The organism is Streptosporangium saharense (assembly GCF_014203715.1).
GTDB lineage: Bacteria > Actinomycetota > Actinomycetes > Streptosporangiales > Streptosporangiaceae > Streptosporangium > Streptosporangium saharense.
On sequence record NZ_JACHJP010000003.1, the window covers coordinates 226,721 to 241,256 of the forward strand.

Genomic DNA, 14,536 nt, shown 5'->3' on the forward strand with positions numbered 1-14,536 from the left:
CCTGCCCGGTCAGTCACCGCGCTGCTCGTCGCGCTCGGCGAGGAAGGCCTCGAACTGGGCGGCCAGCTCGTCACCGGTGGGCATCTCGGAGGTCTCGGCCATCAGGTTCTCGTGCTGCGAGCCCGCCGCGAAGGCGTCGTACTGCTGCTCCAGGCCCTTGATGGCCGTCGAGAGCTCGTCGGAGGCGCTGATCTGCTCGGCGATCTCGGCGTCGGTCCTGGTCGCCGCCTCACGCAGGCCGTCGAGCGGGAACGCCAGGCCGGTGCTCCTGGTGACCGCGTCGAGCGCGGCCAGCGCCGCCGCGGGATACTCCGCCTGGGCGAGGTAGTGCGGGACGTGCACGGCGTATCCGAGGGCGTCGTGCCCCTGGGCGCCGAGCCGGAACTCCACGAGCGCGGCGGCGCTCCCGGGGACCTGGACCCTGCCGAAGGCGCTGCCCTGGCCGGAGACCAGCTCGGGGCGGCTGCCGTGACCGGTGATCCCGAGCGGGCGGGTGTGCGGCACGGCCATCGGGATGCCGTGCAGGGTCACCAGCCTGCCGACGCCGAGGCGGGTGACGAGCGTGCCGAGGGCCTCGGCGAACAGCTCCCACTCGCGGTCGGGCTCGGGGCCGGTGAGCAGCAGGAACGGGGTTCCCGTCGTGTCGTGGGCCAGGCGCAGGGCGAGCTCGTGGCTCTCCACGGAAACCCAGCGGTCGGTGTCGAAGGTCATGATCGGACGCCGGGACCGGTAGTCGAGCAGGCGGTCCACGTCGAACGTCGCCACGACGCGGTGCTCCAGCTCGCTCAGCAGGTGGCCGAGGGCGAGCCGCCCCGCGCCGCCCGCGTCCACGAACCCGTCGAAGTGGTAGAGAAGCACCGGATCGGTCAGCTCAGGGACCTCTTCGCTGAGCCGGTAGAGATCCGTCGGGTCGAACACCGTCTCCCAGCCTTTCCTCGGTCGTCTCTCCACAACATGAACCCCCGGGCCGTCCGGTGAATTCCTCGGAATTCCGCCTGCCCCCGGCGATCACAGGGAACCCTACCGGGGCAGAATGGTTCGCATGCAGTCCGACCCTGAGCTGGAGGAGTTCGCCACCCGCCTGTTCGACCTGGCCAGAGCGGGCGAGACCGACAGACTCCGCGCGTACGTCGAGGCCGGGGTCCCGGCCAACCTGAGGAACGACCGGGGCGACACCCTCGTGATGCTCGCCGCCTACCACGGCCACGCCGAGACCGTCAGGGCGCTGACCGCCCTCGGCGCCGACCCCGGCCTGGCGAACGACAGGGGGCAGACCCCGCTGTCCGGGGCGGTCTTCAAGAAGGAACCCGAGGTGATCAGGGCACTCCTGGACGCGGGCGCCGATCCGGACCAGGGAACCCCCTCCGCGAGGGAGGCCGCACAGATGTTCGGCCACGAACAGTATCTGAAGTGGTTTGAACGTTATCCCGATTTGTGATGTCTCCTATATGGCGACATATTGAAATCATCTGGCGTTCAGCGATCCTTGACAGGTGGGAACTACTACTACACCTCAGTCCGATCAGCGTCTGCACATCCCCCCGCTCCCCTGCCCCTTCCCGAGTGAGGTGAGTCCCCACGTCGAGAGAGTCGACCGGGAGACCCTGGAGTGGCTCATCGCCTCGGGAATGCTCAGGGACGCCGAGACGGTCGAGCGCTACAGACAGGCGAGGTACGGCTGGCTCGGTGGCCGGACCTACCCCTACGCGGAACACGACCTGCTCCGCCTGGTGACCGACTGGTGCGTGTGGCTGTTCGCCTTCGACGACGCCTTCTGCGAGTCCGACCGCAGAGCCGCCGAGATAGCCCGTGCGCTGCCCCAGTTCTACGCCGTCCTCGAAGGCCTGGACGGCGGATACGTGGTCGAGGACCGGTTCGCCAGGACGCTGCTGGAGATCAAGAACAGGATCGCCGCGCACGCCGACGGCGACCAGCTCGACCGCTGGTGCGCCGTCACGAAGGACTACCTCTTCGCGCAGGTCTGGGAGGCCGCCAACCGCGAGGACGAGGTGGTCCCCTCCCTTGAGGACTACCTGTTCATGCGGCGCAGGACCGGCGCCATGCTCACGGTCTTCGCCCTGATCGACATCGCGGCGGGCCACCGCCTCACCCCCGAGGAGTGGCGTCACCCCGCCATGCGCGCGATCACCGAGAGCGCCAACGACGTCGTCGTCTGGGACAACGACCTCATCTCCTACGCCAAGGAGAGCGAGGGCGGAAACGCCCGCAACAACCTGGTGAACGTGCTGGCCGTACACGGAAAGGTCTCCCGGCAGACCGCGATGGAGCGGATCGGCACGATGCGCAACCAGGCCATCGCCAACATGATCGAACGGCGTCCCTCGCTGGAGGCGCTCGGCTCCGAGGCGGTGCGCGCCTACGTGCGCGGCCTGGAGTTCTGGATCAGCGGAAGCGTCGACTACTCACTGACCAGCTCCCGCTACACGGTGGCCTGGCAGAAGCGGCTCTCCGAGGAGTGAGGGGACGCCTCAGTCCTGGAGGAGCGGGTCGGCGGTCTCCTGCCCGTGCTCCCCGAGTGCGAGGGCGATCAGCTCCTCCAGGCTCAGCTTCTTCCCGGCGGCGAAGGCCTCCTCGTGCGCCTGCTCACCCAGAAGCTCCTTGCACTCCTTGACGCAGCGGTCGTGCTCGGCGTTGAAGAAGGGCGAACCGAGCTGCGGCAACCCGAACGTGCGCCAGTGCGCCTGGCCACCGCCCATCAGCCGCGAGGCCAGCTCGGGCTGGTTCGCTTCGAGGGCCTGCCTCGCGACCACCTCGATCGCCAGGCCGACACCCAGGACGTCGTGGAAGTAACCCTTCAGCCGCAGCGCCTCACGCGCGTTCGTCATGGCCTCTGCGGGACGGCCCATCGCCTGCGAGACGCTGGCCAGCGCGTAGATGGCGTAGGAGCGCAACCACAGCTCACCGCGCTGGGTGCACACCGTGATGCAGTCGCGCAGCAGCGTCTCGGCCTCGCCGGGGTCGCCCTGCATGAGCAGCACCATCGACAGCTCGACGATCGAGGGCAGCAGACCCGGGTTCAGCTCCCTGCCGCTCTTGTGGAACTCGATGGCGACACCGAGCAGCGCGCTCGCCTTGTGCAGGTCGTTCTGGAGGAAGGCCGCCGTGCCGAGCATCTTCGTCGCCAGGATCACCGCACCCGAGTCGCCGATGCGCACCGCCTCCGCGCTGCACTTCTCGGCAGCCTCGATGGCGCCGGTGATGTTGCCCTGGGCACTGTTGATGTAGGAGAGCACCCACAGCGCCTTGCACCGCTCGGGACACGGTTCCGGTGACAGCTCCAGGGTCTTCTCAAGGTAGAGCCTGCCCTCGCGCGCCAGCCCGCAGGCCACCCACATGAACCACAGTGAGGAGAGCAGCTTCAGCCCCGCGACCATCTCGCCCGGAGTGTTCAGGCAGTAGTCGAGGGCGACCCTGACGTTGTCGTGCTCGTGGCGCATCCGGACGTGCCAGTAGACCTGGCGGGCACCCGACCAGGCCTCCTCGCTCTTGAGGGCAAGCTGCAGGTAGTAGTCACGGTGCCGCTCCTTGATGCGCTCCTTCTCGTTCAGGTGCTTGAGCCACTCCTCGCCGTAGTCGCGCAGCGTGTCGATCAGCCGGTAGCGGTGCCCCGACGGGGTGCCGCTGCTGAGCAGGATCGACTTCTCGACCAGGCTGGAGATGAGGTCGACGATGTTCTCGTGGGGAAGGTTGTCCCCGGCGCACACGTAGTGGGCGGCGTCAAGCTCGAAGTCACCCGCGAAGACCGAGAGCCGCGCCCACAGGAGCCGCTCGGCGGGCTCGCACAGCTCATGGCTCCAGCCGATCGCCGCGCGCAGCGTCTGGTGCCTGGGCAACGCCGTACGGCTGGCGCCCGCGAGCAGGCTGAACCGGTCGGCCAGCAGGTCGATCATCTGCTCGACGGACAGCGCCCGCAGCCGCACCGCCGCCAGCTCGATGGCCAGCGGGATGCCGTCGAGGCGGCGGCACAGCTCGCTGACGGAGCTGACGTTGCGCTCGTCGAGCTCGAAGCCGGGAACCGCCGCGCTCGCCCGCTCGGCGAACAGCATCAGGGCCTCGTTGGTGAAGACGTTCTCACCCGGCACGCTGCCGGGCAGGGCCAGCGGCGGCACGGTGACCGTGTGCTCGCCCCTGGCGTTGAGCGAGTGGCGGCTGGTCGCCAGGATGGTCAGGCCGCTCACCCGGGTCAGCAGGTCCTCGAAGAGCCTGGCGCAGGCCTCGGTCACGTGCTCACAGGCGTCGATGACCAGCAGGACCTCGCGGTCGTTGAGCCACTCGACCAGCGTCTCCTCCGGAGAGCGGGACGACTGGTCGGCGATGCCGAGGGCCGAGTTGATCGTGTGCCTGAGCAGGCTGGGATCACGCTGCCTGGCGATGTCGGCGAACCAGATGCCGTCCTTGAACTGGCCGCGCATCTGGTGCGCGACGCGCAGCGCCGTACGCGACTTGCCGACCCCGCCGATGCCGGTCACGGTGACGAGGCGGTGCTCGCGCAACCGCTGTCGCAGAATGGTCAGGAGCCTGGTGCGCCCGACGAAGCTGGTGAGCTCGTTCGGGAGATTGCCGTCTCGCCGCCATCCTGATGGCGCTGCCATGGCCGCCTCACGGGGGTAGCTGACACCTGACCTTCCGCATCGTACCCGTCCGGACAGTCGGCTGTCCCTGAGGACGGGAAGCGGGCAGGAGTTTCCCCAACCGTCCACTCGTGGTGCGGAGGAGTGGGCGTCACGCTGGCTAGCATGGACCCGTGACTTCGCTTGAGCCCGACGACCTGCATCCTGATGATCTGCGTCCCGTCGATCTCTCTGACGACGGCCCGCCGATCCTGCCCGACCAGACAGCGGACGACACCGACATCGGCTGGGGCGCGTGGCGCGAGCCCAGCGACGACGACAGGCTGCTGGAGGATCGGCCGCCCCACTGGTAGGAACGGCCCCAGCTCACGAGACCACGTCCCTGCGCCGGAACCGGCGGAAGGCGAGGGCGACCAGGACCACCGAGTAGGTGACCGAGACGGCCACGCCCTTGACCATTCCGCCGTAGTCGGGTTGCGGCGCGAGGGCGTCAAGCCACGCCGTGCTCCAGAACGTCGGCAGGAACTCCCGCAGCGAGCCCAGCGCGTCCACCGCCTGCAGGATGCCGCTGACGATCACCAGGCCGACCGCCCCGCCGACGGCGCCGAGCGGTGAGTCCGTGCCGACGGAGAGCAGGAAGGCGAGCGCGGCGACCACGAACTGGCTGACCAGCACGTAGCCGACCACGATCCCGAACCGGGGCAGCACGTCCAGCGCGGCGACCGTCTCGCCGGTGCCCGGCACCCGCACGTCGTTCCAGCCGAACGCCAGGGTCCCGGCGAGCAGCGCCATCACCGGCAGGCAGACGACCGCCGCCGCCGAGTAGGCCAGGGCGACCACCAGCTTCTGCCGCAGCAGTCTGTCCCTGGGGACCGGGGCGGCCAGCAGGTAACGCAGCGAGGACCAGCTCGCCTCGCTGGCCACCGTGTCGCCGCAGAACAGCGCGACCGCCACGACCAGCAGGAAGCTCGCCGAGACCGACAGCGCGAACGCCGCGAAGTTCAGGCCGCCCTCGGTCGCCAGGTCGGACATGCGCAGCGTGCCCGTCGGCTGGCCGGAGCCAGCGCCCAGCTCGAAGGCGGCGACCAGCACCCACGGCAGCGCCAGCAGCAGGCCGAACATCACCAGCGTGCGGCGCCGCCTGAACTGCCTGGCGAACTCCACGGAGAGCGGCAGCGTACGGCCAGGCAGGTAACCGGCGGCCCGGCCGTCGCCCCGCCCCGGGGTCTCGGGGACCTCCTCGACCGCCGAATCGGCCCGCGCCAGGATCTCGCTCATGCCTTCTCCCCGATCAGGTCAAGGAACACGTCCTCAAGACGGCTGCCCGAGCCGTTACCCGGACCGTGCCCGTTCAGCAGTTCACGTACCGGCCCCGCGGTGACCAGGCGTCCCCGGTGCATGACCACCACGTGGCCGCACGTCTGCTCGACCTCGGCGAGCAGGTGGCTGGAGACGATGACCGTACGACCCCGCGCCGCGTAGGCGATCAGGACCTCGCGCATCTCCCGGATCTGGGGCGGGTCGAGGCCGTTTGCCGGTTCGTCGAGGACCAGCAGGTCGGGCAGGCCGAGCATGGCCTGGGCGATGGCCAGGCGCTGGCGCATGCCCTGGGAGTAGGTCCGCACCGCGCGGTCGAGGGCGCCGCCGAGCCCGGCGATCTCCAGGGCCTCGGCGAAGTGGGCGTCCCGCTCAGGACGCCCTGTGGCCCGCCAGTAGAGCTCCAGGTTGGCCCGTCCCGTCAGGTGCGGCAGGAAGCCGGGCCCCTCGACGAAGGAGCCCAGCCGCGACAGCACGGCGGCGCCGGGGGAGACCCGGTGGCCGAAGATCCTGATCTCGCCCGCGTCGGGGTGGATCAGGCCCATCATCATCCGCATCGTCGTGGTCTTTCCCGCGCCGTTGGGGCCGAGCAGGCCGAGCACCTGGCCGCGTTCCACGGTGAAGGACAGGTCGTCGACCGCCAGTTCGCCGTTGCGGTAGGCCTTGGTCAGGCCGTCGATCCGCAGCGGGACGTCGGCCAGGTCCGGGTCGTGGTCCGTACGGCGGCGCCGGCGCCCGGCGAGCAGCAGGAGCGCCGCGACCACGACCGCGACGGCGGGCAGCGCCCACGTCCACCAGGACGGCCCGTTGGGCGGGGTCCGCAGCGCGGCGTCCGTCGGGACGGTCAGCGCGGGGGAGGCCAGCTCGACCTGGTAGACGGCCGGGGCGGCCGGGGTGCTGTAGCCGAGGTCGGTCGTGGTGAAGGCGACCCGCAGCCGGTGCCCGGCGTCGAAACGGTGATCGATGACGGGCAGCGTGACGGTGGCTTCGCCCGTACCGCCGGAGGAGACGGCGACCCGCACCGGGGCGACCAGGCCGTCGGGCAGGACCGGGGCCTGGGTGCCCACGCCGACGTCGTAGAGCTTGGCGAACAGCGTCACCCCGTCCTTGGAGTCGCCCTCGGTACGCACCCTGACCCGGACCGTGGAGCCACCGGTGACCTGGAGCGGGGCGGTGAGCGGGGCGGAGTCGAAGTGGGCGCTCTGCCCCGGCATCTCGGTGGACAGGCTCAGCCCGGCCCCCGTGGGGACGCCGAAGCCGGGCACCGAGGAGATCGAGGAGGGGGAGCCGCCGGGCGGGTTGGCGACCGGCTGGGCGGGGCCCTCCAGGGGGATCTGGGTCGTCGCCGCGCCGTACAGGCCGGGGTAGGCGGGGGAGGTGGCGTGAAGCTGGACGGGGCGGCGGGTGCCGGGGTCGCGTCCGCCGTCGCGGGTGACGGTGAACGGGGCCTCGGCCTGCCCGCTCTCGCCCTTCAGGTAGCGGGCGAACCAGGCGGCGGTCCGCTCGTGGAGCCAGTCGATCTCGCCGTCGCCGCCGTCGTGGCCGCCGTCGAACCAGGCGACGGAGACCGGGGCGCCGGTCGCGGCCACGGCTCTGGCGTTGGCGTCGGCCTGGGCGAGGGTGAACAGCGAGTCGCGTGTCCCCTGGATCAGTAGCGTGGGGATCCTGATCCTGCCGGGCACGGAGACGGGGCTCGACCTGCGCAGGGTCTCGACCGCCTCCGGCGTCGCCCGGCCCGTCTCGGCGATCTTCTGGTAGACGTCGCACAGCTCGGGCAGGAACCGGCCGCACCTGACCTCCTGCGCGCTCGCCGGTGGCGCCTCTTCGGTGACGGCCCTCGGCGCCCCGGGGACGGGGGCGGGGGAGGTGCCGCCCCTGCTGAAGAACAGCCCGGCCCACATGCGCTTGAACACCCCGTCCTGCGGGCCCCTGCCGCCCGCCTCGGGGAAGAGCGCGTCGGCCAGGTCGTGCCAGGTGATCTGGGGGACGATCGCGTCGATCCGGTCGTCGTGGGCGGCGGCCATCAGCGCGATGGCGCCGCCGTAGGAGCCGCCTGCGACGCCGACCCTCGGGTCCCCGGCCTCGTCGAGCCTGACCTCGGGCCGTCTGGCCAGCCAGTCGACGAGCTGGCGCACGTCCTTGACCTCGTAGTCGGGGGAGTTGAGCGCGATCTGTCCCGTCGAGCGGCCGAAGCCCCTTGCTGACCAGGTCAGCACGGCGTAGCCGTCTCCGGCGAGCCGTACGGCCGCCTCCCGGACGCTCTGCTTGCTGCCGCCGAAGCCGTGGGCCAGCAGCACCGCGGGGGCCCTGCCGCCCCCGGCGGGCGGGAAGAACGTCGCGTCCAGTGTGACCCGCTGGTCGTCACGGGGGCCGTCGAGCACCGTGATGCTCTGCTCCTGGGGACGTGCCCCCGAGGGGGACGGCCACAGGATCCAGACGGCCACGGCGGCGGCCAGTACGGCGACCAGCGCGATCCAGGCGACAGGCTTGCCCGCGAGCTTCATGCGGTGAGCTTACTGAGGGCAGGCTGAGAGCCTCCTGAGACGGTCAGACAGCGAGAACATGAGGAGCAAGTGGCGACAAAACCCCTTGAAGGGTGCAAGCATCGCCGTATGGGACTAACCCCTGTCGATCTCTCAGGGATGTTCCTGATTGCGGACCAAGGTAAAGGACGGGCATCATTTCGCGCGTGAAGTTCGTCGTGAGTCCAAAACGAAGCGCCATCCAGGCCATCCAGTGGGCGCTGCCCTACTGGACCAGGGGAAAGGCGGGCAGGCAGACCCCCGAGGACCTGTTCCGGGTGCTCTATTTCGGCTGGCTTGTCGCCTTCTCGTTCAAGGTCCTCGGCGCCTCGTGGGACGTCTCGTGGCATTTCAAGTGGCTGCGTGACGACCTGGCGCCACCGCACCTGCTCAACAGCGTCGGCACCGCCATCGCCCTCACGCTCACGATCGTCCACCTCTACACCGGTTACGGCGTGGACAGGACCTCGCAGCGTCTCATCGGCTGGGGCACCGCGGTCTTCCTCATCGCGGTCCCGCTCGACCTCATCAACCACCGTGTCAACGGGCTCGACATCACCTCGTGGAGCCCGTCGCACATGATGCTCTACATCGGCACGCTGCTGATGGTCTCCGGGGTGACCAGGGGCTGGTTCATGGGAGCGCCCCCGGGGCGCACGCGCACGGTGGTCCTCGGCGCCCTGTGCGTCTTCCTGCTGGAGAACGTGTGGTTCCCGGCACAGCACCAGGAGTACGGCGTGTTCGGCATCGCCGCCTGGGACAGGGGACGCCCAGAGGCAGAGCCCATCCTGCTGCAGTTCGCCGCCGACCAGATGGGTCGCGCCATCGACCGGCCCATGGTGGTCAGGTTCTCGCTCCCGGTGCCCGACGAGCTCTACCCGGTCTACGGGGTGGCCGCGGCCATGATCGTCCTGGTCGTCGCCCGCGCGATGACGGGACGGATCCTCACCGCGACCGCCGTGGCGGCCTCCTACGTCGCCTACCGCGCCCTCATCTGGCCGCTGCTGGCCGTGACGGGCTTCCCGCGCTCCGCGGTCCCGGTCTTCATGATCGCCGGGGCGCTCATGATCGACCTGGCGTTCCTGATCAGGAACCCGGTGGTGCGGGCGCTGGCCGGGTCGGTCGCGGTGACCGTCGTCGTGGACCAGGCGCTGCGCCTGCAGAGCGCCGCCTACCTCACCCCGCCGCTGGTCCCGACGACGGTCGTGGCGATGGGCGGGGCGCTGCTGGCGCTGCTCTGGCTGGGCGCGGAGTGGGCGCTGACCCGCTTCGGGCTCCGGGGTCAGGATATGGAGGCCGTGGTGAGCGCGACCGCGAACCCGTAGGCCAGGCCCATCACGGTGAGTTCCGCCGCCGCCCACGCGACGACGGCCGTTCCCTGCCGCGCGGCGATGCGCGGCAGCAGACGGAACCTGATGTGGGCGGCGAACGGGATCAGCAGCGCCACGCACCCGGCCTTGGCGAGCAGCAGCAGCCCGTAGTCGCGGTTGAGCAGCGCCCCGGGCAGTTCGACCCCCGGGGTCAGGGCCATCGAGGCCAGGCCGGTGACGAGCCCTGAGAGGCTCACCAGCGCCAGGGCCAGCGTCGCGAGCCTGGAGAACCTGGGCAGGACCGCGGCCAGCAGCTCCCGGTCCCTCGCGACCAGCAGCATGATCACCAGCAGCCCGCCGGTCCACGCGGCCGAGCCCATCACGTGCAGCTCCATCGAGATCATGATGGGGTCGTGCCACACGGAGTTCACCGCGTGCCCGGTGACGGGGATCGGCAGCAGGCCGAAGAAGGCAACCACGATCCTCAGCTCCGCGGGCACCTTCTCCCCGAACCGTACGGCCAGCAGCCCGATGCCCGCGTAGGCGAGCGCGCAGGCGGCGCTGAAGAGCATCCCCTGGCCGTTACCGAACCTGCTGACGTACTGGGCGATCAGCGCCGGGGTGGGGACGGTTCCCGGGTTGAGCTGGGCGGTCTGGAAGACGATGACGACAAGGGCCAGCACCGCCCACGCCCAGGCGAACGTCACCGCGGCGGGCCTGGCCCTGCGCATCACCGGCTCGGTGCGCTCGGGGTCGTCGAACCCGAGGATTCTCGGCAGCAGGCTGAGCCCCACCACGGCGACCGCCGCGAGGTCCAGCAGCACCCGCAGCACGGGCAGGCCGTACTCGACGAGGGGGCCGGGCACGGCGATGCCCGGCACGGCCTTCTCGGCGGTCATGGTCGTCGCGGCCAGTACGGCCAGCAGCGCCCCGGAGACGAAGCCTCCGATCAGCAGCCTCCTGACCGAGACGGCCTCGGGGGCGCGCTCCAGTGTCGCGGTCACCGCGTCTCCTCCCGGCTCCCGTTGCGGCGCATCGCGACGACGGTCGCCCCGCCCAGCAGCACCAGGGCGCCCACGATCCACAGCACGGCCATCCCGGCCCCGCCGTTCTGCGCGGCCTCGGCGGCCTGGGCGCTCAGGTCGGGCGCCTGCGCCGGGGCCGTGGCGGCGCCGGGGGCGGCCTGGGCGGGGGTTCCCGTGCCCGCGGCGGTCAGGGTGAAGGTCACCTTGCCCGACACCGGGTGGCCGTCGGAGGACAGGATGCGGTAGCCCGCCACGTACTGCCCGGCCGGGCCGAGCGGTCTGACCTCGACGCTCACCTTCTCGTCGGAGACCGTGGTCTTGCCCTCCTCCCAGCGGGTGCCGCCGGGGCCGGTCACGCTGATCTGCGCGAAGCCCTGCCGTACCGTCTGGTCGAAGGTCAGGGTGATCCGCGCGGGGCCCGTGGCCAGAGAGGCGCCGTTCTCCGGGTCGCTGCCGATCAGCACGTTGTGGGCCTGCGCCGGGGTGACCACGCTCAGGAGCGCGGCGCTCGCGAGCAACAGGACAGTCAGTAACCGCCTCACCGATCGTGGCCTTCCTATGGGTTCGTCGTGTTCCCGCAATGCTCCCATCTTGGTGGGCGGGTGCGGGAATCGGCCGGGAAGGCGCCGGGGGAGGCGGAAAAACGGGGGCGCCCGGCGATCCGTGGCAGGAATGGATCGCCGGGCGCCGATGGGAGAGGTGGCTAGTTGAGGCGCAGCCAGAGCGCGGGCACGTTCGCGGGCTCCCAGCCCACGGCGGAGGTGTGCGCCTGGCGGCACTCGTAGTTGACGCCCGAGTAGGTCACCCGGGTGCCCGAGGTGTAGGACGTACCCGCCTTCCAGGCCGGGAAGTTACCGGTCGGCGTGACGGTGGGCGTCACGGTCGGGGTGACGGTCGGGGTCACGGTGGGCGTGACCGTCGGGGTGACCGTGGGCGTCACGGTGGGGGTCACAGTGGGAGTGACCGTGGGCGTGACGGTCGGGGTGACGGTGGGGGTCACGGTCGGCGTCACCGTGGGGGTGACGGTGGGCGTGACGGTCGGGGTGACGCAGGCGCCGAGGTCGGTCCAGACGCTGTTGGTGCCCGGCTCGTTGTTCTGCGTCCACCACTTGGCCTGCCACACGTGGCCCTTGTGCGAGACCTTGGCGCCGCCGTTGTAGACCTCACCGGCCGACCACGGGGGAGCCGAGCAGTCGCCGCCGGGACCGCCGGTGCCGGTGGGCGTCGGCGTCGGGTTGACCACCACGCCACCGCGGGCGTAGTCGCCGGTCAGGCCGTAGGTCTTGCCGCCGAAGCTCACGGTGAAGTTGGCCGGGGCCGGGGCGGGCAGGTAGTAGACGTAGTCCATGCTCAGCGACGCGCCGGGCGCCAGCGACTCGTTGGCCTTGAGCTTGAAGGAGACCCGGTTGAAGTCGCCCTTCAGGCCGCCGATGTTGTTGCCGCTGCCGTGCTCGCTGCTGATCACGGTCAGGCCGTAGCCGGACTGGTCCTTGGCCGTCCTGGGGGCGGAGCTGGCGTAGTCCCACTGGAACTCGGCGCCGCTGGGGATCGTGGTCCTGGAGTTGTTGGTGACCTTCAGCTTGCCGGTGATCGGGTAGTTGCTGTCACCGGAGGGGAACCCGCTGATGTCCACGCTGACGTCGAGCTTCTCGTCGGGGATGCTGACCTTCGCCCGGGTCGCGCCGTACGGCGTGGCGGTCTTGAAGGTGTCGTAGACCTGGTTGGTGAGGGTGTTGCCCATGAACCACTCGCCCTTGGCGGAGTCCCAGGCGTAGTCACCGGCCAGCTCCCAGATCATCAGGCCGCCGATGCCCTTGTCCTTGACGTAGTTGGCCTTGACGCCGATCGACTGGTCGTCCTCCATCGACAGGAAGACCTTCTTGCTGTCGTTCCACAGCCACGGCGCGACCAGGGTCGAGTTGTAGTTGCGGGTGTAGGTGCCGGTCAGCTTGTCGTCGGGCTTGTTCGGGTCGAGACCGTAGGCGGGGCCGTACGATCCGGCGCGGCCGTCCAGCAGGTTCTTGACGTGCCAGAGCGGGTTGCCGCCGCCGCCGACCTCGCTGTTGTTCTCCAGGTCGTGCCAGAGGTTGTCGATGCCGCGTGCGCCGTCACCGCAGGTGGTCAGGCCGATCGGGCAGCCGCTGGTGCTCTTGGAGATGCCCCACAGGCCGTTGGTGCCACCGGTGACGTTGCGCCATCCCCGGGTGTAGTACGGCACGCCGATGTTGATCCGGCCCGCCGGCATCGCGCCGCGGAAGTAGTGGTAGGCCCAGTCGGTGTTGAGGTAGCCGATGCCGCCGTACGCCTCGGTGTTGTAGACGTTCCACTTGGCCAGCTCGGCGTCCTTGCCGTCGTCGTAGAGCGCCGCGTTCGGGCCGACGAACTCGTTCCAGGCGCCGTGCAGGTCGTAGGACATGATGTTGACGTAGTCCAGGTACTGGGTGACCTGGAAGGTCTCCATGCCGCGCAGCAGGTAGCCGGAGGAGGGCGCCGCGACCGAGAGCAGGTAGTACTTGCCGTCGGCGGCGGAGGCCGCGTTGAGCTTGTCACGCAGCGTCTTCATCAGCACCGCGTAGTTCTTCATCAGCGAGGCGCGGCGGGCGTTGCCGACCTGCCAGTCGAGCGGGTTGCCCGCGTCCTTCATGGACGTCGGGTACTCGTAGTCGATGTCGACGCCGTTGAAGCCGTACTTCCTGATGAAGGCCACCGAGGAGTCGGCGAAGGCGTTGATCCCGGCGGTGTTGGCCGAGCCGTCGGCGTTGGTGGTCATCGTGTAGAAGCCACCCGACGCCTGACGGTTGCCCGCGTCGTCGATGTAACCGCCGGTCTCCGCCCAGCCGCCGACGCTGATCAGCGTCTTGACGTTCGGGTGGGCCTTCTTGTACTTGTTCAGCAGGTTGAAATGGCCCTTGTAGGACAGCGACGGGTCGAGGGTGTCGATCCCCGGCCACTCCATGCCGGTCGCGGGGTTGTTGGCCCCGTCACCGCCGACCGAGATCTTGTTGTCCGAGCCGACGTGCGCGAACGCGTAGTTGAGGTGGGTGACCTTGTCCCAGGGGATGTCCTTGGCCAGGTAGGACGGCTGGCCGTTCTTGCCGGTCCGCCAGCTCGTGAAGTAGCCGATGATGCGGCGCGGGTGGTCCGCGCCCATCTTCTCCCGGCCCGCGTCGTCGTAGACCTGGCAGTAGGGCACGTCGAGGCCCGGGGTGGTGTAGAGACCGTCGGGGCGGCACGACGAGTCGTCGGCCGCGGCGGTCGCCGTGCCCGCGAGGGCACAGGCGATGAGGGCGAACGACGCACCGGCCGCCGCGAGGCCCGCGCGTAAACGTGAGGACATGGGAGAGCTACCTCCGAATGAGGAAACACAGCAGTTACCCCAACCCCGAGGCCCCCCACGGGTTGTTGATTTTGGAAACTATGCGCTCCCACCTGGTCCGTCAATGCTTTCTTTTAAGAAAGTTTCCTGATAGTTAGTTGGGGGTGGCTCTGCTGGGCCACGGCGGGTCACGGCCCTTCCCCCGCGAACGCACGCTCCAACGACCCCGGATCCGTGCGGCGCGCCGGGACGGCCCGTGCCCGTGTCCAGCGGATTCGCATCCCGGGTAATCCCCGGCGACTCCGGCGGCCCTCCGGCGCGGTACCCCCGCGACCGGAGAGGCCGCATCGGCTTCGGGCCTGGGGCTCGGGCGAGGGGTGACAGGAACCTCGCGCCGGGGTGAGGTCATTCACTCAACGTGGTATTCAGGCCACTCCACCACGGACTTCTCGTC

General features: G+C 70.1%; 11 protein-coding genes. 4 read left to right on the forward strand and 7 right to left on the reverse strand.

Translation table 11 applies throughout. From position 1 onward, the window contains the following. Positions 1–9: 9 nt before the first annotated feature. Positions 10–918, reverse strand: coding sequence for a proteasome assembly chaperone family protein (locus tag FHS44_RS17050; RefSeq protein ID WP_184716590.1), 909 nt, complete (start codon positions 916–918; stop codon positions 10–12). Positions 919–1,042: 124 nt separating this feature from the next. Here FHS44_RS17050 and FHS44_RS17055 point away from each other — a divergent pair, with 124 nt between their 5' ends. After that, a complete protein-coding gene (locus tag FHS44_RS17055) occupies positions 1,043–1,438 on the forward strand; it encodes an ankyrin repeat domain-containing protein (RefSeq protein ID WP_376771599.1) in 396 nt (131 codons plus the stop codon). A gap of 130 nt (positions 1,439–1,568) precedes the next feature. Next, complete coding sequence (locus tag FHS44_RS17060; protein WP_184715743.1) at positions 1,569–2,480, forward strand: 4-epi-cubebol synthase; 912 nt, start codon at positions 1,569–1,571, stop codon at positions 2,478–2,480. A gap of 9 nt (positions 2,481–2,489) precedes the next feature. Here the strand turns inward: FHS44_RS17060 and FHS44_RS17065 are convergent, their stop codons facing one another. Continuing rightward, a complete protein-coding gene (locus tag FHS44_RS17065; protein WP_184715745.1) occupies positions 2,490–4,613 on the reverse strand; it encodes an ATP-binding protein in 2,124 nt (707 codons plus the stop codon). A gap of 152 nt (positions 4,614–4,765) precedes the next feature. On the opposite strand from FHS44_RS17065, the gene FHS44_RS17070 reads away from it, so the two are divergent. Continuing rightward, the gene (locus FHS44_RS17070; protein ID WP_184716703.1) at positions 4,766–4,945 is read left to right on the forward strand and encodes a hypothetical protein; all 180 of its coding nucleotides are present in this window, start codon (positions 4,766–4,768) and stop codon (positions 4,943–4,945) included. A gap of 13 nt (positions 4,946–4,958) precedes the next feature. On the opposite strand, the gene FHS44_RS17075 is transcribed toward FHS44_RS17070, so the two are convergent. Beyond that, positions 4,959–5,870 carry an ABC transporter permease gene (locus tag FHS44_RS17075; protein WP_184715747.1) on the reverse strand — a complete coding sequence of 304 codons (912 nt, stop codon included), beginning with the start codon at positions 5,868–5,870 and terminating at the stop codon, positions 4,959–4,961. Beyond that, entirely contained in the window at positions 5,867–8,413 is a 2,547-nt protein-coding gene (locus tag FHS44_RS17080) for a CocE/NonD family hydrolase (RefSeq protein ID WP_184715749.1), read from the reverse strand. Before FHS44_RS17080 ends, FHS44_RS17075 begins: the two co-directional genes overlap by 4 nt. A 197-nt stretch (positions 8,414–8,610) precedes the next feature. Between FHS44_RS17080 and FHS44_RS17085 the strand changes: the two genes are divergently transcribed. Then, positions 8,611–9,756: a hypothetical protein gene (locus tag FHS44_RS17085; RefSeq protein WP_312863686.1), complete on the forward strand. Its 1,146-nt coding sequence runs from the start codon at positions 8,611–8,613 to the stop codon at positions 9,754–9,756. Here the strand turns inward: FHS44_RS17085 and FHS44_RS17090 are convergent. The 3 genes from FHS44_RS17090 to FHS44_RS17100 all read right to left on the reverse strand — a co-directional run bounded on the left by FHS44_RS17090 (position 9,714) and on the right by FHS44_RS17100 (position 14,103). Beyond that, positions 9,714–10,745 carry a CopD family protein gene (locus FHS44_RS17090; protein WP_184715751.1) on the reverse strand — a complete coding sequence of 344 codons (1,032 nt, stop codon included), beginning with the start codon at positions 10,743–10,745 and terminating at the stop codon, positions 9,714–9,716. The two genes, FHS44_RS17085 and FHS44_RS17090, sit on opposite strands and share 43 nt — an antisense overlap. Continuing rightward, positions 10,742–11,308, reverse strand: coding sequence for a copper resistance CopC family protein (locus FHS44_RS17095; protein WP_184715753.1), 567 nt, complete (start codon positions 11,306–11,308; stop codon positions 10,742–10,744). Before FHS44_RS17095 ends, FHS44_RS17090 begins: the two co-directional genes overlap by 4 nt. A gap of 161 nt (positions 11,309–11,469) precedes the next feature. After that, positions 11,470–14,103, reverse strand: a complete 2,634-nt coding sequence (locus FHS44_RS17100) for a chitinase C-terminal domain-containing protein (protein ID WP_184715755.1) — start codon at positions 14,101–14,103, stop codon at positions 11,470–11,472. Between the last annotated feature and the right edge of the window lie 433 nt (positions 14,104–14,536).

Bases quoted from the DNA above. Each gene is read 5' to 3' on its own strand.
- FHS44_RS17055 (WP_376771599.1), top strand. From the start codon at position 1,043: ATGCAGTCCGACCCTGAGCTGGAGGAGTTCGCCACCCGCCTGTTCGAC.
- FHS44_RS17065 (WP_184715745.1), bottom strand. From the start codon at position 4,613: ATGGCAGCGCCATCAGGATGGCGGCGAGACGGCAATCTCCCGAACGAG.
- FHS44_RS17075 (WP_184715747.1), bottom strand. From the start codon at position 5,870: ATGAGCGAGATCCTGGCGCGGGCCGATTCGGCGGTCGAGGAGGTCCCC.
- FHS44_RS17080 (WP_184715749.1), bottom strand. From the start codon at position 8,413: ATGAAGCTCGCGGGCAAGCCTGTCGCCTGGATCGCGCTGGTCGCCGTA.
- FHS44_RS17100 (WP_184715755.1), bottom strand. From the start codon at position 14,103: ATGTCCTCACGTTTACGCGCGGGCCTCGCGGCGGCCGGTGCGTCGTTC.